Source organism: Actinomadura sp. NTSP31 (assembly GCF_041951385.1).
GTDB classification, from domain to species: Bacteria; Actinomycetota; Actinomycetes; order Streptosporangiales; family Streptosporangiaceae; genus Spirillospora; species Spirillospora napierensis.
Genome location: NZ_JBGNUT010000023.1, coordinates 105,209 through 124,619, shown reverse-complemented (window position 1 = coordinate 124,619; position 19,411 = coordinate 105,209). Strand labels below are relative to the sequence as shown.

At 72.6% G+C, this 19,411-nt stretch carries 13 protein-coding genes; 6 read left to right on the top strand and 7 right to left on the bottom strand.

The annotated features are described in order from the left end of the window. Positions 1-240 precede the first annotated feature (240 nt). From ACA514_RS32805 to glf, 6 genes are all read right to left on the bottom strand, one after another. The gene (locus ACA514_RS32805; RefSeq protein WP_375045152.1) at positions 241-2,118 is read right to left on the bottom strand and encodes a class I SAM-dependent methyltransferase; all 1,878 of its coding nucleotides are present in this window, start codon (positions 2,116-2,118) and stop codon (positions 241-243) included. Further along, a complete protein-coding gene (locus tag ACA514_RS32800) occupies positions 2,108-4,768 on the bottom strand; it encodes an HAD family hydrolase (protein WP_375045151.1) in 2,661 nt (886 codons plus the stop codon). Before ACA514_RS32800 ends, ACA514_RS32805 begins: the two co-directional genes overlap by 11 nt. A gap of 78 nt (positions 4,769-4,846) precedes the next feature. Then, on the bottom strand, positions 4,847-5,611 hold the full coding sequence (locus ACA514_RS32795; RefSeq protein ID WP_375045150.1) for an ABC transporter ATP-binding protein: 765 nt from the start codon (positions 5,609-5,611) through the stop codon (positions 4,847-4,849). Between the two features lie 3 nt (positions 5,612-5,614). Continuing rightward, positions 5,615-6,484 (bottom strand): ABC transporter permease, encoded by an 870-nt coding sequence (locus ACA514_RS32790; protein ID WP_375045149.1) that lies wholly within the window; start codon positions 6,482-6,484, stop codon positions 5,615-5,617. After that, on the bottom strand, positions 6,481-8,568 hold the full coding sequence (locus ACA514_RS32785; RefSeq protein ID WP_375045148.1) for a glycosyltransferase: 2,088 nt from the start codon (positions 8,566-8,568) through the stop codon (positions 6,481-6,483). The genes ACA514_RS32790 and ACA514_RS32785 overlap by 4 nt, the downstream gene beginning before the upstream one ends. Continuing rightward, on the bottom strand, positions 8,565-9,734 hold the full coding sequence (gene glf, locus ACA514_RS32780; RefSeq protein WP_375045147.1) for a UDP-galactopyranose mutase: 1,170 nt from the start codon (positions 9,732-9,734) through the stop codon (positions 8,565-8,567). Before glf ends, ACA514_RS32785 begins: the two co-directional genes overlap by 4 nt. A 134-nt stretch (positions 9,735-9,868) precedes the next feature. On the opposite strand from glf, the gene ACA514_RS32775 reads away from it, so the two are divergent. Genes ACA514_RS32775 through ACA514_RS32760 form a run of 4 tightly spaced genes read left to right on the top strand, consistent with a single transcriptional unit; the run spans position 9,869 to position 14,991 of the window. Next, positions 9,869-11,167, top strand: coding sequence for a hypothetical protein (locus ACA514_RS32775; RefSeq protein ID WP_375045146.1), 1,299 nt, complete (start codon positions 9,869-9,871; stop codon positions 11,165-11,167). 2 nt (positions 11,168-11,169) lie between these two features. After that, positions 11,170-12,366 carry a hypothetical protein gene (locus tag ACA514_RS32770; RefSeq protein ID WP_375045145.1) on the top strand — a complete coding sequence of 399 codons (1,197 nt, stop codon included), beginning with the start codon at positions 11,170-11,172 and terminating at the stop codon, positions 12,364-12,366. Further along, positions 12,363-13,334 (top strand): glycosyltransferase, encoded by a 972-nt coding sequence (locus ACA514_RS32765; protein ID WP_375045144.1) that lies wholly within the window; start codon positions 12,363-12,365, stop codon positions 13,332-13,334. Before ACA514_RS32770 ends, ACA514_RS32765 begins: the two co-directional genes overlap by 4 nt. Beyond that, the gene (locus ACA514_RS32760; protein ID WP_375045143.1) at positions 13,312-14,991 is read left to right on the top strand and encodes a glycosyltransferase family 39 protein; all 1,680 of its coding nucleotides are present in this window, start codon (positions 13,312-13,314) and stop codon (positions 14,989-14,991) included. The genes ACA514_RS32765 and ACA514_RS32760 overlap by 23 nt, the downstream gene beginning before the upstream one ends. Here the strand turns inward: ACA514_RS32760 and ACA514_RS32755 are convergent. Further along, complete coding sequence (locus tag ACA514_RS32755) at positions 14,988-16,409, bottom strand: family 43 glycosylhydrolase (protein WP_375045142.1); 1,422 nt, start codon at positions 16,407-16,409, stop codon at positions 14,988-14,990. The genes ACA514_RS32760 and ACA514_RS32755 overlap by 4 nt on opposite strands. Positions 16,410-16,653: 244 nt before the next feature. On the opposite strand from ACA514_RS32755, the gene ACA514_RS32750 reads away from it, so the two are divergent. Both ACA514_RS32750 and ACA514_RS32745 read left to right on the top strand, forming a co-directional pair. Then, positions 16,654-18,207 (top strand): sulfatase, encoded by a 1,554-nt coding sequence (locus tag ACA514_RS32750; RefSeq protein ID WP_375045141.1) that lies wholly within the window; start codon positions 16,654-16,656, stop codon positions 18,205-18,207. Positions 18,208-18,262: 55 nt separating this feature from the next. Further along, positions 18,263-19,390 (top strand): alpha/beta hydrolase, encoded by a 1,128-nt coding sequence (locus tag ACA514_RS32745; RefSeq protein WP_375045140.1) that lies wholly within the window; start codon positions 18,263-18,265, stop codon positions 19,388-19,390. Positions 19,391-19,411 lie beyond the last annotated feature (21 nt).

Sequence of the window (19,411 nt, the reverse complement as noted above, 5' to 3'; positions counted from 1 at the left end):
CGGGGGAAACGCCTGGGGGTTGCAGTTGGGTTCGTCGGTGCTGTCTGTCCCTACACCGCAAGAGTAAAGAGCCTGCCGGGGTCCCGTGTCACGTTCGGCGGAACAGGTTCTCAGAACCGACCCGGACCGCCAATTCGGTCACCAAGGCAACCACCGGCAAACATCGGACACCGCACCCGGCCACGATTGGCCGGATGCGGTCAGAGCGTCTCCCCGCGGGCGGCTCGCCCGCCCGGCCCCTCAGCCCTTCGGGTCCGCCTTCTCCGGCAGGAACGCGTCCAGGGTCATCGTCCGGTGCGGGTACTTCCAGTCCAGGCCGCCGAACATGATGTACATGCCTTCCGGCCGGCCGGGCACGAAGTAGTTCCCCGCCCACTGGTCCGGATTCGTCACCGGCGCGTCCGGCGTGAACTGCGCTCCGAGCGGCTCGTACTTCACGTCGGCGCCGAACACGGCGTAGGCCGCGGCGTCCACGAAGTTGGAGTGCACGATGTCGCCGCGCAGGTGGGTGCCCTTGAGCGCGAGGCTGTGCACCCGGTCGCGGGCGAAGTGCAGCGCGCTGAGGTCCTTCACGACCTGCCCGAAGGCGTGCGCCCCGTCGTGGTGGACCATGGCGCGCACCGGGTTCTCCTCCAGCAGCACCTTCTCCACGTAGGTGGGCAGATCGCCGTGGAACATGCGGACCCGCTGCATGGCCCCCGGGAAGATGCGGCGCAGCCGTTCGTAGGTGAACTGCAGGTAGGCGTGGTTGACGTCGACGAGGTCCAGCTCCAGGCCCATCGGCTCGACGCAGCCGGCGAGCACGACGGACGAGCCGCCCATGAAGACGCCGAGGTCGACGAGCCTGGTCAGCTCCTGGTGGTGGGCCTCCGCCCGGCCGAAGAGGTCGAAGTAGTGCTGCGCGCTGCCCTGGTCCTCGTAGGCGAGCCCGCCGGCCCCGACCCGGGCGGCGATGCGGTCGAACACGGTGTTGTGCCCGGCGTACGCCTCCAGGTCGGCGCGGTGCCCGCCGAGGATCGGGATGCCGAGGAGCTCGTGCAGCTTCTCCGCGTCGACCAGCGCCGCGTCCGGCTGGAGGAACGTCCCCCAGGTCTCGCGGTGCATGGCGACGGTGGTGACGTAGTCGTTGCCCGCCGGCCCCTTCGGGCGCTCCGCGGCGCGCGGCCGGGACCCCGACCCGGCGGTGGCCCGCTGCAGCTCGGCCCGCAGCTGCTCGATCTTCTGCTGCTGGACGGCGATGGTCTCGGCCAGCCGGTTCGCGTCGTCCGCGCGCGACACCGCCTCGTACTGCAGCTGCAGCACCCGGGAGTACAGCCCGATCCGGTTGTTCTCCATGGCCGCGAGGAGCGCGGAGGAGGTGAACGGGCGCAGCGCCGCGAAGATCCGGTCCGCGCCCGGCGCGTCCTCCCGGGCCAGCACGCCGAACCCGAAGACGGCGGGGACGATCTCCAGCCGCCACCCGCCGCCGCTCTGCGCCATCGCGTCCTCGACGGCCGTCAGGACCCCGTTGCGCTCGCCGCCGGCGTGCGTCGCGGCCGTGAACGCCCCGCGGCCGACGAACCCGGCCGGGGTCAGCTCGTCGTGCCAGACCGTCGGGCCGTCGGCCGTGGCCGGATGCACGTCCTCCGGCGGCAGGGTGGACGGCTGGTAGTAGAAGTCGCGGCGGCCGGACGGCCACAGCACATCGTGGAGGACGACCACCGCGTCGGGGGCGTTCCTCATGATCCAGTCGAGCTCCGCGCGGACGACCGCGTAGTTGTGGTCGCCGTCCAGCACGTAGAGGTCGGCGACGGGCAGGCCGTCCAGCGCCGCCGGCGAGTACCCCTCCACGAGGGTCAGCCGGGGGTCGGCGTCCAGGACCGCGCGCAGGTCGTCGTCCGGGCTCGGCTCGACGCAGTACACGTCGGCGCCGAGGTCGGCGTACACCGAGCTGACCTGGCCGGACTCCACACCGACCTCGACCACCGTGCCGATCTCGCGGCAGCCGAAGACGGCCGCGAACAGCTCCCGGAACACCGACATCGAATGCAGCAGCAGCGGCGCCTCGCGGGCCGCGCGCGCCTGCCGGTGCGGATCCTCGCGGGACCCGGTCATCTCCTCGCCGTGCTCACGAACCATCGCCGAGCTTCCTCCTGGCCACTCGTCCCGCCCCGGCCGCGACGCCCTTGACACCGGCCGCGCGGTACTCCTCGCGGAGCCTGTCGGTGAGCCGGGCGGTCCTCGCGGCACGCGCGGCCTTCCTGTCGACGGGCATCCGCGGCGCCATGCCCGTCATCGACTGCGGCAGCATCGCGAACGCGACGGTGATCTGCCCGGACGACACCACCGGCGCCCCGGCGCGGCGGGCGAGCGGCAGCCATACCGCCGCGTAGGAGGTGTCGAACTCCATCAGGTTGCCGCCGAGGTAGCGGCAGTCGGCATAGTGCAGGCCGACGAAGTCCTCGGGCTTGTCCCAGCGCAGCACCTGCTCGTGGCGGCGCCCGCCGGCGATGACCCGGGCCTCGATCCAGTCGACCCGCACTATCGCGGGCCGGCCCGGAATGGCCAGGGAGATGTCGACCGTGTCGTGGTGCTCGAAGGCGAACCGCGCGAACGACAGCCCGTTGTGGTTGATCCGGACGCGGCGCCGGATGGGCTCGTGCCACCGGTCGTCCGACGTCCGGTACCGCAGCCGCGTCTCGTAGCGCTCGCCGGAGGGGTCGAAGGCCTCCGTGCGGATGGCCCCGTCCGCGATGGCCTTGGCCGCGGCGCCGAGTCCGGTGTCGGACGCGGAGAGCAGCGCGGGCCAGAAGGAGTCGCGCATGTGCAGGTCCTCGAGGTCCCCGGGCGACAGGTAGGGGATCGCGGGCTTCAGGTCGGCGGGCAGCAGCGTGGTGACCAGCGTGGAGCCGAAGTTGTCCTCGTGCACCCAGTTGCCGAAGACCGCGGCCTCGTCCGGGGTGGGCGACTGCAGCGCCGAGACGAGGATCCGCGCCAGCCGCTCGCGGGCCGCCGGCAGCGCGAGGCTCGGCCAGGCGCCCTCGGAGAGGGTCACGTACCGGTTCCACATGCGCTGGAACGCCAGGATGCCGTCCTGGACGGTCCGGCGTTCGGCGTTCTGCGACGGCGAGTCGGCGGAGTCCCCGAGGACGGGACCGCCTTCGTCGGTGAAGCCGATCAGCGACCCGCACAGCGCGTTCACGCACTGCTCCACGACCTCGGGGCTGCGGGTGACCGTCGCGGCGACCGCGGCGGGATGCCCGGCCTGCGCCAGGTAGCCCTCGGCGCGCAGGCCGGCCAGGTACAGCCGCTCCGCGCGGTTGTCGGTGGCCAGGTAGAGCCCGGACGGCGCGATGTCGATGCCGGCGATCTCCAGGACCCGGGCGAGCTGGCGCTGGATCGTGCCGCCCCAGCCGAGGTCGACCAGGGTCAGGTCGGTCCCGTCGAGCGCGCCCGCCTCCCGCAGCGACCGGAGCAGCCGCTCGCGCGCGGCGGTGACCGTGACGGCGAGCCGGTTGCACAGGTGCGGCGTCTCGGTCAGGGCCTTGCTGACCCGGTCGGCGATGTCGCCGTTGTCGACGATGGTGTCCAGCTCCGTCGCGAGTCCGGGCACGTCGCCGGGCTGCAGCTCCAGGACGGCCAGGGCCTGCCGGACGGTCAGCTGGTAGCCGCTGCGGACGAACGCGTGCACCGCGTCGGTGTCGAAGGGGTCGAGGCCGGCCAGCGACGTCACGAACCGCGACAGCCAGACCGGCCTGGCCTCCAGGTCGAGGCCCCGGGCCCGCGCGGCGTCGTTGATCAGCTTGGAGAGCAGCTCGCCCTCGCGCATCGGGCACCACAGCATCCGGGTGCCGTTCTCGACCGCCCGCTCGGCGATCCACTCGGCGAACCCGGCCAGCACCGGGCCGAGCACGCCGGCCCCGTACCGCCAGGCCGTCTCCAGCGCCGAGGTGGCGAACGGCCCGCCGGCGTGCACGGTCTTGGCCCGCAGGCTCGTCAGCCCGAGGTCGCCGTGCCGTTCGTCCAGGTCGGGGGCGTGCTCGCCGGCCGGGGCGAGCGGCTCGTGCTCGCGCTCGAGGACCTGCGTGTACGGCTCGTCCAGGCGGCGGTAGCGGACCGTCCGCACGCCCAGCTCGGCCGGCACCTCGTCGTCGGCGACCTCGTTGTCGCCGATGTGCACGATCTGCTCCGGGCTGCGGCCGAGGTCGCGCAGCACGATGTCCCACAGACCGGACGCCTTGTCGGTGCCGTGCTGGTTGGAGCGGAAGATCCGGACGTCCTCCATCGGGCCGAGCTCCGGGCGGTCCAGCAGGTGCGCCAGCTGGTCCTCGGTGAAGTAGGTGTCGGAGACCAGGACGACCTCGACGTCCTGCTTGCGCGCCGCCTTGACGACCTCGGCGACGTCCAGGTCCACCACGGTGATCTCGCGTTCGAGCCGCAGCTCGGCGGCGACGAGCTGGTCCAGGGACGCCGAGCCGAACACCCCGGCCGGCATCGCCCGCCAGATGTCGAACAGCGAGACCTCGGTGCCGAGGGTGTCGCGGCTGCGGCGGGCCGCCTCCTCCGCGCCGATCCGCATCCGCCGGAAGGTGGCGTCGGTCACCCACGGCGGGCACAGGCCCGCGTCCCGCAGCCGTGCGCCGAGCAGCGCGAACGCGTCGGTGGGGCGCGGCACGCGGCGCCACAGCACGGTGTCGAAGATGTCCAGGGACAGGACGGAGCACGTCCCGTCGGCGACGATCCGGTAGACCTTGTCGAGCAGGGGGTGACCGGCTTCGTTCGCGCTCATCGCCGCTTCCCTTCCATGGATTCCGGCCTGGTCGCCTGTCCGGACCGACGGCCGCGCCGCGCCGCGGCTCGGGATACCTTATCCACCGATTTCTCCCATTGCCGCCGCTCGGCGGGCCTGCCGGTCCTCGCGGACCAGCCGCCCGGCCTCCGCGGTGGGCCCGTCGTAGACGACCCGGCCCCGCCGCATCGTGACGCCGCGGTCGCAGAGCCCGACGAGCATCTGGATGTCGTGCGCCACGATGACCATCGTCCGGCCCTCGCCGCGCAGCTCCCTGATCCGCTCGAGGCACTTCTCCCGGAACGGCGGGTCGCCGACGGCCAGCACCTCGTCGATGAGGAAGACGTCCGGTTCGGTGTGCGCCGCGATGGAGAACGCCAGCCGCATGAACATGCCGGACGAGTAGAACTTCACCTGGTCGTCGAGGAACCGCTCGATTCCCGAGAAGTCGACGATCGCATCGAACTTGCGCTGGATCTCCGCCCGGGACATGCCGAGGATCGCGCCGTTCAGGTAGACGTTCTCCCGGCCGGTGAGCTCAGGGTGCAGCCCGGCGCCCACGTCGATGAGCCCGGCGATGCGGCCGCGGACCCGCACCGAGCCCTCGTCCGGCTGCATGACCCCGGACATGAGCTTCAGCAGCGTGCTCTTGCCCGACCCGTTCAGGCCCATCAGCGCCACGGTCTCGCCCTGGTGCAGGGTGAGGCTCACGTGGTCGAGCGCGGTGAACCGGTCGGACAGCCGCTGCCTGCGGAAGGCGCGGACGCTCATCTCCTTGAACGAGTGCGCGTGCCGGAGGGTGAAGTGCTTCGACACCGAGTCGATGACGATCGAGGGGATCAACGGCTACAGCTCCTGAGCGAAACGCTTCTGCATGCGGGCGAAGAGCACACGTCCCGCGAGGAACACCAGAACGCTCTCGGCGAGCGCGACTCCGGCGCGCTCGTACAGGTCCGGCGGGAAGGCGAAGGTCTGGTCCGTCCCCGGGTACCAGAAGGCTCGCTGGAACAGCGAGATGGCGCTGACCAGCGGGTTGGCCAGGTACAGGTCGAGGACCCAGGAGGGTGCGTGGTCCCGCACGTGCGTCCACGGGTAGATCATCGGCACCGACCAGGTGATGACGATCATCGAGATGTCCACCACCTGCTCCAGGTCGCGGAAGAAGACGTTCACCGCCGCGAACGCCAGCCCGACGCCGAACCCCAGCACCACGATGATCGTGAGCCCGAGCACCCCGGCGCCGAGCGCCACCGGCGACGGCCGCCACCCGGACGCGACCGACGCGACCATCACGATGAGGAGTCCGGGCACGAAGTGCACCAGCGAGACCAGCGTGGAGGCCGTGGGGAACAGCTCGCGCGGCAGGAACACCTTCCGCACGAGCGGCGCGTTCCCCGTCACCGACCGGGTCGTCGAGTGCAGCGTCTCGGTGAACAGGTTGATCAGCACCATGCCCGAGAACAGGTAGACCGGGAAGTCCTCGACCGACCGGTTCGTCCCGAGGAAGACGCCGACGACGTAGAAGTACACCGCGAACTGCACGGCCGGCCGCACATAGGACCAGCCGAGGCCGAGGAACGACCCCTTGTAGCGGGACCGCAGCTCCCGGCGCACGAGGAGGCGCAGCAGGTACTTGTTCCGGAACGTCTCGCGCAGGCCGCCGCTGTCCCCCGGGGGCCGCATCGGGGCCGCCGGCGGTGGTTGCGTGATCGTCATTCCCGCGGTGACCTCGCCGGGCGCGCGGGGCCGTCCTGCTCCGCGGCTTCGAAGGTGCGGCGCCACGCCTCCGGGGAGGCCAGCTCGTCCATGGCCACCCGGTAGCGGCCCGCCAGTTCCGGCCATTCCCGGCTGAGCCTGGCGTGCAGCATCGACGCCCGCCGCATGATCCGCCTGAACCGCTCCGGGTCGCGCTGGTACCAGGCCACCTTGGTGCCGTCCGCCGAGGAGACCAGCGCGCTGTCGACCTGCGAGAGAAGGCCCCAGTGCCGGTCGATGTGCGGGACCACCACCTGCGGGTTCCCCTGCGCGCCCGGGTCCACCGGCCGCAGCTGCCTGACCGTGCCCAGCATCGCGCTCGCCAGCACGTTCACCCTGCCGCGCGGCGGCCTGAAGCCGCGGCCCCGCTTCGGCGGCTTGTTGCGGTGCACCGGCGGGAACTCCTCGTGGCTGGTGCGGTTCTGCGCGTCCGGGAAGGCGGCCCGGAAAGCGTTGATCTCGGCCAGCTTGCCGGCGATCCCGGCGTGCATGTGCGCCGGCCCGGTCAGCACGTCCTCGATCGCCGAGAGCATCAGCTCCGCGGTCGAGTACTGCAGCGCCAGCGCGTGCTTCACCGAGATGATGAAGCTCTCCTTGACCAGGTTGCCGCCCCGTTCGTAGGGCGAGTGCAGCAACGCCGTGACCAGCCGGTTGCGCTCGTGGAAGTAGGCCTGCCAGTCGATGCCGTCGTCCTTGTCCTGCCAGGGGACGTGCCAGGCGGCCATGCCCGGCAGGGACACGGTCGGGAAGCCCGCGGCGCCGGCCCGGACGCAGTACTCGGCGTCGTCCCACTTGATGAACATCGGCATGGACAGCCCGACCTTGCGGACGACGTCGACCGGGATCATGCACATCCACCAGCCGTTGTAGTCCACGTCGACGCGCCGGTGCAGCCACGGGGTCTCGCGCAGGCTCCCCGAGCTGGTCTTCACGCTCGGCTTCCCGCCGGCCGCCTCGATGAGCTCCTGGGCGATGGGCTCCTTGGCGAAGTCGTGCTCGCGCCTGGTGTTCGGAGCCTCCTCCCACCACCAGCGGTACTTGGCGACGACCTCGCCGTAGGCGTGCAGCTGCGAGCGGACGAACAGGTTGAACATGTGGCCGCCCACGATGGTGGGCGTGCGGGCGAAGTCGGAGAACGCGACCGCCCGCAGGATCCCCTCCGTCTCGGTCACCACGTCGTCGTCGAGGAGCAGGACGTAGTCGCTCGTCCCGGCCTGGAGCGTCTCGTCCATCGCGCGGGAGAAGCCCCCGGACCCGCCGAGGTTCGCCTGCTCGATCACCTGCAGCCGGGCGCCGAGCGCGTCGGCGGCCGCCGCGAAGCGGTCGTCGTCGCGCACCTTCTGGTCGCCCTGGTCGACGACGTAGATCCGGTCCACCACGTCGAGCACCTCGCCGGCGCCGCCGAGGGCGAGGAGCTGGTCCACGCAGAACGACGGGCGGTTGAAGGTGGTGATGCCGAGGCTCACCCGGCCCTGCCGGACGAACCCGCCGCCCGTCCCCGGAGCCGCGCACCAGTCGGCCCGCTCCAGCACGGCGTCCCGCTCGCCGGCCAGGATGTCCATCCAGTACCAGCCGCCGTCGATGAACGGGCGCAGGCTGAGCGAGAACGTCTCCTCCTGGGAGGCCGCCGAGTCGATCTTGACGGAGGCGACCCGCTGCACGTGCCCCTTGGAGCTGGACCGGTAGACGATCACGGTGCCCTCGCCGCGGGCGCGGACGCGCAGCACGACGTCCTCGACCGACGTCCAGCGCCGCCAGTAGCTCGCCGGGAAGGCGTTGAAGTAGGTGGCGAACGAGACCCGCCGTCCGACCGGCACGACCAGGCTGCGGCGGCCGACGCCGTCGCCCGGCGCGCCGGCGGCGGCGGGCTCCACCGCGGTGGAGGCGGCGAGCGCCTCGGCGCCGCGCGCGATCTCCCCCTCGACGTACAGCTTGAGCACGTCCAGATCGCGGTCCACCGGCATCACGACGCGCTGCAGGACGCGCAGCGGCTCGTCCTCGCCGCCCGTCCCGGCCGCGCGGTCCGCCCCTGTCTGATCGGTCACTCGTCCTCGCCTCCGTTGATGAGACGCGCACCCTCGGCGAAATGGGGACGCAACTGGTTGTCGACCATGTTCAGGGCGCTCGCGATCGCCATGTGCATGTCGAGGTACTTGTAGGTCCCGAGCCGCCCGCCGAACAGCACGCCGTTCTCGCCCCTGGCGAGCTCGCGGTAGGCCAGCAGGCGGGCGCGGTCGGCCGCCGTGTTGATCGGGTAGTACGGCTCGTCGCCGCGGGCGGCGAAGCGCGAGTACTCCCTCATGATCACGGTCTTGTCCGCGGGGTAGCGGTCGCGTTCGGGGTGGAAGTGGCGGAACTCGTGGATCCGGGTGTAGGGCACGTCCTCGTCGGCGTAGTTCATCACCGGGGTGCCCTGGAAGTCGCCGGTCGGCTTGACCTCCATCTCGAAGTCCAGCGTCCGCCAGCCGAGGTCGCCCTCCACATAGCCGAAGTAGCGGTCCAGCGCGCCGGTGTAGACGACCGGCACGTTGCCGACGACGTCGTCGCGCATGTCGAAGAAGTCGGTGTCGAGCCGCACCTCGATCCGCGGGTGGTCGGCCATCCGCTCCAGCCAGGCCGTGTAGCCGTCGGCCGGCAGCCCCTCGTACACGTCGTTGAAGTACCGGTTGTCGAAGGTGTACCGGACCGGCAGCCGCGTGATGATCTCCGCCGGCAGGTCCCGGGGGTCGGTCTGCCACTGCTTGGCCGTGTAACCGCGGATGAACGCCTCGTACAGCGGCCGGCCGATCAGCGAGATCGCCTTCTCCTCCAGGTTGGACGGCGCCGTCACCTCGGCGGCCTGCCCGGCGATCAGCGCCCGCGCCTCGTCGGGGGTGAAGGCGCGGCCGAAGTACTCGCAGATGGTGCCGAGGTTGATCGGCAGCGGGTAGACCCGCCCCTTGAAGGTCGAGTAGACCCGGTGCCGGTAGCCGGTGAAGGAGGTGAACCGGTTGACGTACTCCCACACCCGCCTGTTGGAGGTGTGGAAGAGGTGCGCGCCGTACCGGTGGACCTCGATGCCCGTCTCCGGCTCGTCCTCGCTGTAGGCGTTGCCCCCGATGTGGCCGCGGCGGTCGAGCACCAGGACGCGCAGGCCGAGGTCGGCCGCGCACCGTTCGGCGACGGTCAGTCCGAAGAACCCGGAACCGGCCACCACGAGATCTATGTTCACTGGACGGCGTCCATCCCCGTGTGGGAGAGCGGAAGACCCAGCTGCGCAGAAAGGCATCAGCCGGGCCAATGGTACGGAATGGGGCTAAGATACCCGGCGTTCGGTCGGCACTGAGGCAGGAACCAAGGAACGCGGTGGCATCCCCCACTCCCGAGAGCGCGGCGCAGAGCCCGCGCCCCGCGGTCTTCCTGCACGTGGGAGCGGCCAAGAGCGGGACGACGTACCTGCAGAACGTGCTGTGGCACAACCGCGACCGGCTGCGCAGGCACGGGTTCAGCTACCCCGGCGAGGACCCCGCCGCCCACGTCAGGGCGGCCTTCGACCTCCGCCGGACCTTCTTCCGCGACGCCTCCGACCCCTCGACGCGCGGCGCCTGGCACGAACTGGTCGCCGCGGCGCGCGACTGGCCGGGGACCACGATCATCTCGCAGGAGCTGTTCGCCCCCGCCCGGGTCCGCTACGTGCGGGAGGCCATGGCCGACCTCGCGTTCGCCGACGTCCACGTCGTCTTCACCGTGCGCGATCTCGGCCGGCAGATACCGGCGCACTGGCAGGAGGACGTCAAGAACCGGTTCACCACGTCGTTCGACGACTTCGTGGCCGCGCTGCGGCGCGCGGACTGGCGCAGCTTCGAGACCGCCCGGCTGTTCTGGGGGCTCCAGGACCCCGTCGCGGTGCTCGCCCGCTGGGGCGTGGAACTGCCCCCCGAGCGGGTCCACCTCGTCACGCTCCCCCCGCCCGGCGCCCCCCGCGACCTGCTGTGGCAGCGCTTCTGCACGGCCGTCGGCCTGTCCCCCTGGCGGTACGACCTGTCCGGCTCGTTCTCCAACCCCTCGCTCGGCCTGGCCGAGACGCTGTTCCTGCGGGACCTCAACGAGTCCCTCGACGAGCGCGTGGGATGGCACGTCTACAACGACCAGGTCAAGCTGTTCCTCGCGCAGCAGGTGCTGACCGCCAGGCGCTCCCCCACCAAGATCGCCCTGTCCGCCGACGACCTGATGTGGGCGACCGACCGCGCCATCGAGAGCGTCGAGGAACTGCGCGCGGCCGGCTACCACGTGGTGGGCGACCTCTACGACCTGGTCCCCACCGCCTCCTCCGGAAAGCGCGGCGCCCGCCCGTCCACCGGGCCGTCCGGGGCGGAGATGGCCGACGTCGGCACCGACGCGGTCACCGCGCTCCTGCAGCGCCTCCTGGAACTGGAGCAGAAGGGCGCGCAGGTGGACGGCTCGGGGGTGCGGGTCGCCGAGCGGATCGACCTGCTGCGCGCGGAGACCGCGGAGCTGTCCGAGCACACCGCCGCACTGGTCCGGCACGCGGCGCCGCTCTCCGCACGGGCCGCCGAACGCTACCCTGCCGTGCGCCAACTGCGCGGCGCCTACCGCCGGATCCAGCGGGGCGGCCGATCCGACGTCGAGACGAACACGGGGTGACCATGGGCGGGGACCGACCCGGCAAGACCGTCTACCTGCACGTCGGAGCGCCGACCGCCGGCACGGCGTTCCTCCACGACGCGCTGTGGGCCAACCGCCGGCGCCTCGGCGACGCCGGCGTCTGCTACCCCATCGCGGGCCCGATGGAGCACTTCGGCGCGGTCATGGACCTGCGCGAGATGAGCTGGGGCGGGCACCGCGACCCGGCCTGGGACGGCGCCTGGGACCGCATGGCGGAGCGCGTCCACGACTGGGACGGGCACACCGCGGTCTTCTCCCAGGGCCTGCTCGGCGGCGCGACCGAGCACCAGGCCAAGCGGGCCGTGGCGGCGCTCGAACCGGCCGAGGTGCACGTCGTGTTCGCCACCCGCGACCTGGGCTGGCAGCTGATCTTCGACTGGCAGGAGCAGATCAGGCACACGCACACGATCACCTTCGAACGGTTCGTCGACGACCTGGTCACCCTCGGCCCGGGGGCCCCGGAACCGTACGGGGAGATGTTCTGGGGGCTGCACGACGCCGTCCGGGTCCTGCGGACCTGGGAGTCGGTGGTGCCCAGGGAGCGCGTCCACGTCCTCACCCTGCCGCCGCCCGGGGAGCGCCCCGGCCTGCTGTGGGACCGCTTCAGCGCGCTGACCGGCATCGACGCCGGCAGCTGCGACGTCGGCGGGATCGCCGAGGAGGAGCCGCTGTCGGTGATCGAGGCGGAACTGCTCCGCCGGCTCAACGAGAAGATCGCCCCGGCGCTGGGCGGCGACTACGAGCGGCTCGTCCGGGACCACCTCATCGGGTACGGGCTCACCGAGGCGACCGACGACACCGGCCGCACCCGCATGGGACTGCCCGCACGGCACGCCGCCTGGGCCGCCGAGCGGACCCGCGAACTCGCCGGGTCGCTGCGCGCCTCCGGCTACCGGGTGGCCGGCGACCTGGACGAGCTGACCACCTCCCGGCACCCGGAGCAGGTCCTGCTGCCCGGCGACGTGCCCGACGAGCTGGTGGCGGCGGCGTCCGTCGGCGTCGCCGCCGCGCTGCTCCGGGAACTGGCCAGGGCGAACGAGCGCATCGGGCTCGCCCACCTGCAGGGCGAGCTCGCCGACGTCCGGGAGAACCTGGACCGCCTGGTGCAGGCGGCGGCCGCGGCGCCGCCCGCGCTGCAGCGGGCCGCCCGCCGCGCCACCGGCCGGCGCGGCCTGTGACCGGGAGTACGGCGGAAGGTACCGCCGCGTCCGTCACCGCCGTGGTCGTCACCTACAACCGGCGCGCCCTGCTGGAGGAGGCGCTGGCGGCGCTCGCCGCCCAGTCCCGTCCGCCGGACCGCGTCGTCGTCGTGGACAACGCCTCCTCGGACGGCACCGCGGAGATCGTGGCACGCGGCTTCCCGGACACCGACCTGCTGGTCCTGCCGCGCAACATCGGCGGAGCGGGCGGTTTCGGCGCGGGCATGGCGCACGCGCTGGAGGCCGGAACCGATCTGCTCTGGCTGCTGGACGACGACACCGTCCCCGAGCCGGCCGCGCTCGGCGAACTCCTCGCCGCCCGCGGCCGGGCGACGGGCCCGGACGGGCCGCCGGCCCTCGTGGCCAGCCGCGTCGTGTGGACCGACGGCCGCGACCACCCGATGAACACCCCGCGCGCCAAGCCCCGCACCCCGCCCGCGGAGCGGGAGATCGCGCGGGCGGCCGGCTGCGTCCCGGTCCGCTCCGCGTCCTTCGTCTCCGTCCTGGTGGACGCGGCGTCGGTGCGGGAGCGGGGGCTGCCCGTCGCCGACTACTTCCTGTGGAACGACGACTTCGAGTTCACCACCCGGCTGCTGCGCGGCCGCCGCGGCGTGCTGTGCCCGCGCAGCGTCGTCGTCCACAAGACCAAGGAGTTCGGCGGGGCGGACGCCGACCCGGGCGACCGCTTCTTCTACGAGGTGCGCAACAAGATCTGGCTGTTCAGCGGCAGCCCGGGGCTCGCACCGCCGGAACGCGTGCTGTACGCGGGGTCCACGCTCCGGCGCTGGACCCGGACCTTCGCCGGGTCCGGCGACCGGACCGTGCTGCGCCGCGCCATGCTGCGCGGCCTGCGCGACGGCCTGCTCACCCGTCCGAAGCCGACCGCCGACCTGCTGCGCGAGGTCGGAGTGGAGGTCCCATCCGATGACGAGCCTCGCCCTCGATAGCCCCGCGCGCGACGAGGCGGCGCGCCCCGAGCGGCGGCTCGCCCGGTGGGCGGTGCCGCTCGTCCCGGCGGCCGCCGCGCTCGCCCTCAGCCTGGTCTACATCGGCCGGCCCTCGTTCTGGCTGGACGAGGCGGCCACGCTCAGCGCGACGAGCCGCCCGGTCGGGCAGATGCTGCGCCTGTTCCACAACCTCGACCTCGTGCACGCCTTCTACTACCTGGCCATGAAGGTGTGGGTCGCGGTCTTCGGCGCCGGTGAGACGTCGCTGCGCCTGCCGAGCGCGCTGGCGACCGCGGTGGCGGCCGGGGGCGTCGCGCTGATCGGGCGGCGCTGCTCCGGGCCGATGGCCGGGCTGCTGGCCGGACTGGTGTACGCGGGATCCGTCCCCGTCGCGTCCTTCGCGCATGAGGCCCGCTCGTACGCGATGGTGACCGCGGTCGCCGTGCTGGCCACCTACCTGCTCGTCCGGGGCGTCCACCCGCGGGAGCGGCATCCGTGGCGCTGGTTCGCCGGGTACGGCCTCGCGATCCTGCTGCTCGGCCTCCTGCACCTCGACGGCGTCCTGCTGCTGCCGGCGCACGGTGCGACGCTCCTGCTGGCGCGCTCCAAGGCCCGCCGGTCGTGGTTGCGCTGGACGGTCTGCGGCGGCCTGGCCGGCGTCCTCCTCCTCCCGCTCGCGCTGGTCGCGCACACCCAGGCCGAGCAGGTCGCGTGGCTGCCCCGGCCGTCGTGGACGCTCGTCTGGCAGCTGGTGAAGTTCATGGTCGGCGGCCGGGACCTGCTCTGGCCGACCCTGGTGCCGGTGCTCGCCGGCGCCTTCGTCGGCCTCCGGACGCGCGGCGCGGACGCCGCGGAGGGCCCGGACGGCGCCGAAGGCCGGGACGGTGCCCGGCGCGGCACCGACGGGTCCGGCGTCCCGCTCACCGTCCTCACGCTGCCCTGGCTGGTCGTGCCGTCGGTCCTGCTGCTCCTCGCGTCGCTGGTGGCCGACCCCATGTTCATGTTCCGCTACGTCCTGTTCTCCGTGCCCGCCCTGTCACTGCTCATGGGCGCCGGGCTGGCCGCGCTCGCCGCCATCGGACGCCCGTGGGTGGGCGGCGCGCTACTCGCGGCCGCGGTCGCGGTGCTGACCGTCCCGTCCGTGCAGCCGCAGACAGCCCTGAGGCGGCACGACGCGAAGCTCGACGACGTGCGCACCGCAGCGGAGGTCGTGCGCCGCCATGCGCACCAGGGAGACCCGATCGTCTACCTCAACGGCGTCGTCCGCTGGGACGCGGGCGCCTATCCGGACGCCTTCGGCCGCCTGCGCGACATCGGGATGGCCGAGGACCCGGTGCGCGCGGGCAACTTCTCCGGCATCGACAAGGCCCCCTGGCAGTTGCGCGGCCCGCTCGTCCAGTCCGACCGGGTGTGGTTGATGCACACCAGGGCCAGCACCACGCACCCCGGACCGCTGGTGGTCCGGCGGCTGAAGATGATCGAGGCCACCGGCCCCTGGCGGATCGCGGGCAACTGGAGGTTCAAGGGCGGGCGGCTGGTCCTCTACGTGCGGACCGGTCCGTACCGGGCCCCGTCGAAGGCGCACCCGAAGGGGTCGCCCGCCACGCCGCAGCGGGCCCTGCCGAAACCGCGCCGCACCACCCCGGCGAAGCCCTAGCGGACCTCGAGGTAGTCGACCTGGCCCTGCCCGTCGACCCGCATCAGGCTGAGCGTGTTCCAGCCCGCGTTCAGCGGCGCCTCCACCGTGGCGGAGGCCCAGTCCGCGTCCCTGGTCCCGCGCAGCGTGAACGTCGCGCCCGCGAGGCCGTTCGCCGACAGCTCCAGATGGGAGTCCTCGCCGGACCGGTTGGCGTATCCGATCCGCACCGGGTAGCGCCCGCCGGCGGGCGCGAACACCGAGACGTCGAGGCGGCAGCCGCCGCGGTCGAACGGGCCGACGGCCGAGCCGCCCGACGCCTCCGGCCGCCGCAGCGCGGAGACGCAGCCGTTCAGCCGCCCCCGCTCGGCCTCGTACCGGACGGGCACTCCCCGCAGGACCGGCCGGGAACCGTCCCAGCCGAGCGCGGCCACGTACATGCCGCGGTCCACCGTCGACCCTCCGTGGTGCTTCAGGATCCCGTGGAACACCAGATGGTCGCCGGTCTCGTCGCTGAGGACGTCCGCGCTGCCCGGCCCCTCGACCGCCCCCCGGTACGCGCCGGTGGACTGCAGCGGCCACGGCGACTTCTGGTACGGGCCCCGGAGGGACGCCGCGACCGCGTAGCGGGTCTGGTAGTCGGACTTGAAGTACCAGCCGGCCGAGTAGAGCAGCACGTACTTGCCGCCGCGGCGCACCAGGTCGGGCGCCTCCACCAGCACGGGCTCGCTCTTGTCATGGCCGAGGAGGCGCGCGGCCGGCCCGTTCGCCCGCAGCCCGTCCGCGGTGAGCGGAACGAGGTAGATCGCCGCCGTCTTCCTGGCGTCGCTCTTGTAGAGCAGGTACCGCGTCCCGTCCGTCTCGATGTAGGAGGACGGGTCGATGGCGCCGCCGAGGTCGAGCGGGCACACCAGCGGCGGGCCGTCGACCGGGACGAACGGCCCGGCCGGCGAGATCGAGGTCGCGACGCCGATGCACTGGACGTCGCGGTCCCGGCGGGCGGCGGAGAAGTAGAGGACGTACATGCCCGACCCCTGCCGCGGAGGCACGACCTCGGGGGCCCAGGTCCGTCCCTCCTCCGCCCAGGACGGGAGCCGCGCGAGGCCGTCGCCGGGCGAGCGGGTCCACGGGCCGGCCGGCGAGGGCGCGGTCGCCACCGGCATCGTCGCGTCGCCGTTGTTGGTGCCGTAGGCGTAGTACCGGTCCGCCGCCTTGATCACCGTCGGGTCGGCGAACCATCCGTCGAGCACCGGCTCGACGGGCGAGTAGCCGGGCGGGGTGATCGGCGTCTGGGTGCCGGCGGGGGCGGGCGGCGGTGTCGACGCGCGCGGCGGCGGGGCGGACGAGCGGGTGGCTCCCGCTCCGGGCTGCGGCCCCGTCGCGCCCGGCAGGCATGAGGCGGCCATCACCACGACCAGCGCCACGACGGCGCTGATCATGGTTCCGCCCACCAGCGGCGCCGACAGCCCGCGCTCTCGCAGAACCCCGCCCTCCCTCGCCCGTCCTCCGCATGATGCCAACAAGGCGCATCGAACCGCGAACTGGCGCCAAGTGCACGAATCGCCACAGGGCTGGTTACCCTTGCAGGCCGGACCTCTGATCATCTATCGCGCGGCGCGGTGCCGTGGCACGGGCATCGCGACCGGGCGCGAGGCGCCCGCGCACCAGGAGGAAGGGCGGACAGTGACCCGACAACGGCGGCTCCGCCCGCGTGTGCGACCGGGCCGGGCGCGGCCGCGGGGACGCGCGGCGGCCGTCCTGCTGTGCCTCCTCGCCGTGCTCGTGGCGAGCGGTTGCAGCGATCGGGCCGCGCCCGGCGCCGTCAAGGGCAAGCGAACGGCCACGCCGGCCGCGGCGAAGAAGCCGAACATCATCTTCGTGCTCACCGACGACCTGTCGTGGAACCTCGTCGCGCACATGCCGCAGGTGCAGAAGATGCAGCGGGACGGCCTCACGTTCGACGGGTTCTACATGGCGGACTCGCTCTGCTGCACGTCCCGGGCGACCATCCTCACCGGGCGCTACCCGCACAACACCAAGGTCCGCACCAACTTCCCGCCCCTCGGCGGCTACCAGGTCTTCAAGCAGAACGGCGGGGAGCAGAACGCGTTCGGCCCCGCGCTGCAGAAGGCCGGGTACCGCACCGCGTTCCTCGGCAAGTACATGAACGGCTACCAGCCCGACGACAAGCAGGGCGGGGCTCAGCCGTACGTGCCGCCCGGGTGGAGCGAGTGGTACGTCGCCGGCAACGGCTACCCCGAGTACGGCTACAACCTGAACGAGAACGGCAGCCTCGTCTCCTACGGCCACCGGCCGCAGGACTACCTGACCGACGTCCTGGCGAACAAGGGCACCGACTTCGTGCGGCGGGCGGGCGGCTCCTCCCAGCCGTTCTTCATGGAGATCTCGACGTTCGCGCCGCACGGCCCGTTCGTCCCCGCGCCCCGGTACGCCAAGAGCTTCCCCCACCTCAAGGCGCCGCGGTCGCCGTCGTTCAACGAGAAGGACATCGGCGACAAGCCGTCCTGGCTGCGCAAGCACCCCAAGCTCGGCAAGGGCGCGATCGCCCGGATCGACGAGGGGTTCCGCGACCGGGTCCGGATGGTCCAGTCGGTGGACGACCTGCTCGGCCGGATCCGCGGCGAGCTGGCGACGCTCGGCATCGATCGCGACACCTACGTGGTCTTCGGCTCGGACAACGGGTTCCACATGGGCGAGCACCGGCTGGCCGGCGGCAAGATGACGGCTTTCGACGTCGACATCCACGTCCCGTACGTCGTCACCGGGCCGGGGGTCGGCGCGGGCCGCCGCGTCGGCGAGTTCGCGCAGAACACCGACCTCGCGCCGACGTTCCTCGACCTGGCGGGGCTGCCCGCCCCGGCCGGCACCGACGGCCGGTCGCTGGTCCCGTTCCTGCGCGGCGAGAAGCCGTCCGGCTGGCGGCAGGCGGCGCTGGTCGAGCACGTCAAACCCGCGCCCTCGGCGGACGACCCGGACCGGCAGGACTCCGCGCCCGGAGCGCCGACGACCTACAACGCGATCCGCACCGGCGACGCGCTCTACGTCGAGTACGCCGACGGCGAGCACGAGTACTACGACCTGAAGCACGATCCCCATGAGCTGCGCAACATCGCCGCGCAGTTGCCCGAGCAGCGGCAGCGGGAGCTGTCGAACCAGCTGTACGCGTTCGTGCACTGCTCCGGGCAGGGGTGCGCCGCCGCGGGGCAGACGGGGTGAGCGGAGCCGTCCGATCCACCGGGAAGTACGGCCCGACGAGGGGGGAGCACGTTCCATGCAGCTGACCAGCACGGCCTTCGTCGTCCTCGTCTGCCTGCTCGCCGTGGCGGCGCTGGCGGGGACGCTGTGGGCGCTGCCGAGGATCGGCGGCCGCGGGTTCGGCGCGCAGGCCGCCCGGGGCGGGCTGCTGGCCGGCTGCCAGCTGTTCATCACGCTCGCCCTCGTCACGGGGATGAACGCCTACTTCGTCTTCTACGCGAGTTGGAGCGACCTGTTCGGCCGGCTGGACGGGCCGGTCGCCGTGCAGAGCGGACTCAAGGCCGGCGGGGGCGCGTGGGCCGGCGGGCCGCTGCCGCGCACCGTCTCGCCGCTGTCGGTGAAGCAGGGCCTGCACGACCCGGCGCGCGACGGGCAGCTGGAGCAGACGACGATCCACGGCGCGCGCACGGGTCTGCAGGTGCAGGCCTTCGTGTACCTGCCGCCGCAGTACTTCCAGCCGCAGTTCAAGGACCGCAGGTTCCCGGTGGCGCTCGTCCTCGCCGGGTACCCGGGCGACCCGCGCGGCATCATCGAGCGGCAGGCGATGGTGAAGCTCGCCGCGAAGGACATGCGCGACGGAACGATCCAGCCGACGGTCTACGTCATCACCCGGACGATGGTCGCCCCGCCCCGCGACACCGAGTGCACCGACGTGCCGGGCGGGCCGCAGTCACTGGCGTTCTTCGCCCAGGACGTGCCGAAGGCGCTGAGCGCGACCTACCGGCTGGCGGCCGACGAGCGCGGCTGGGGCGTGATCGGCCAGTCGACCGGCGGCTACTGCGCCGTGAAACTGGCGATGATGCACTCGGACCGGTTCGTCGCGGGCGCCTCGCTCGGCGGCTACCTGCACGCGATCAAGGACGCGACCACCGGCGAGCTGTACGGCGGCAGCGCGGCCGTCCGCAACGACAACGACCTGTTGTGGCGGGCCCGGTACCTGCCGTCCCCGCCCGCCTCCGTCCTGCTGGCCGCCAGCAAGGTCGAGAAGGGGTACCGGCAGGCGCAGCAGTTCATCAAGCTGGCGAAGCCGCCGCTGCGGGTGGACACCCTGTTCCCCTCCGACGGCGGCCACAACTTCGGCACCTTCACCCGGCTGACGCCCGAGATCATGAGGTGGATGAACGGGCGGCTGACGGCCGGATGACGGCGGCCGGGGTCCGCAACA

What these genes read in the sequence shown, in the direction of transcription:
- ACA514_RS32805 (WP_375045152.1), bottom strand. Translation starts at nt 2,118, where the DNA reads ATGGTTCGTGAGCACGGCGAGGAGATGACCGGGTCCCGCGAGGATCCG.
- ACA514_RS32755 (WP_375045142.1), bottom strand. Translation starts at nt 16,409, where the DNA reads ATGATCAGCGCCGTCGTGGCGCTGGTCGTGGTGATGGCCGCCTCATGC.
- ACA514_RS32760 (WP_375045143.1), top strand. Translation starts at nt 13,312, where the DNA reads ATGACGAGCCTCGCCCTCGATAGCCCCGCGCGCGACGAGGCGGCGCGC.
- ACA514_RS32800 (WP_375045151.1), bottom strand. Translation starts at nt 4,768, where the DNA reads ATGAGCGCGAACGAAGCCGGTCACCCCCTGCTCGACAAGGTCTACCGG.
- ACA514_RS32790 (WP_375045149.1), bottom strand. Translation starts at nt 6,484, where the DNA reads ATGACGATCACGCAACCACCGCCGGCGGCCCCGATGCGGCCCCCGGGG.
- ACA514_RS32770 (WP_375045145.1), top strand. Translation starts at nt 11,170, where the DNA reads ATGGGCGGGGACCGACCCGGCAAGACCGTCTACCTGCACGTCGGAGCG.
- ACA514_RS32745 (WP_375045140.1), top strand. Translation starts at nt 18,263, where the DNA reads ATGCAGCTGACCAGCACGGCCTTCGTCGTCCTCGTCTGCCTGCTCGCC.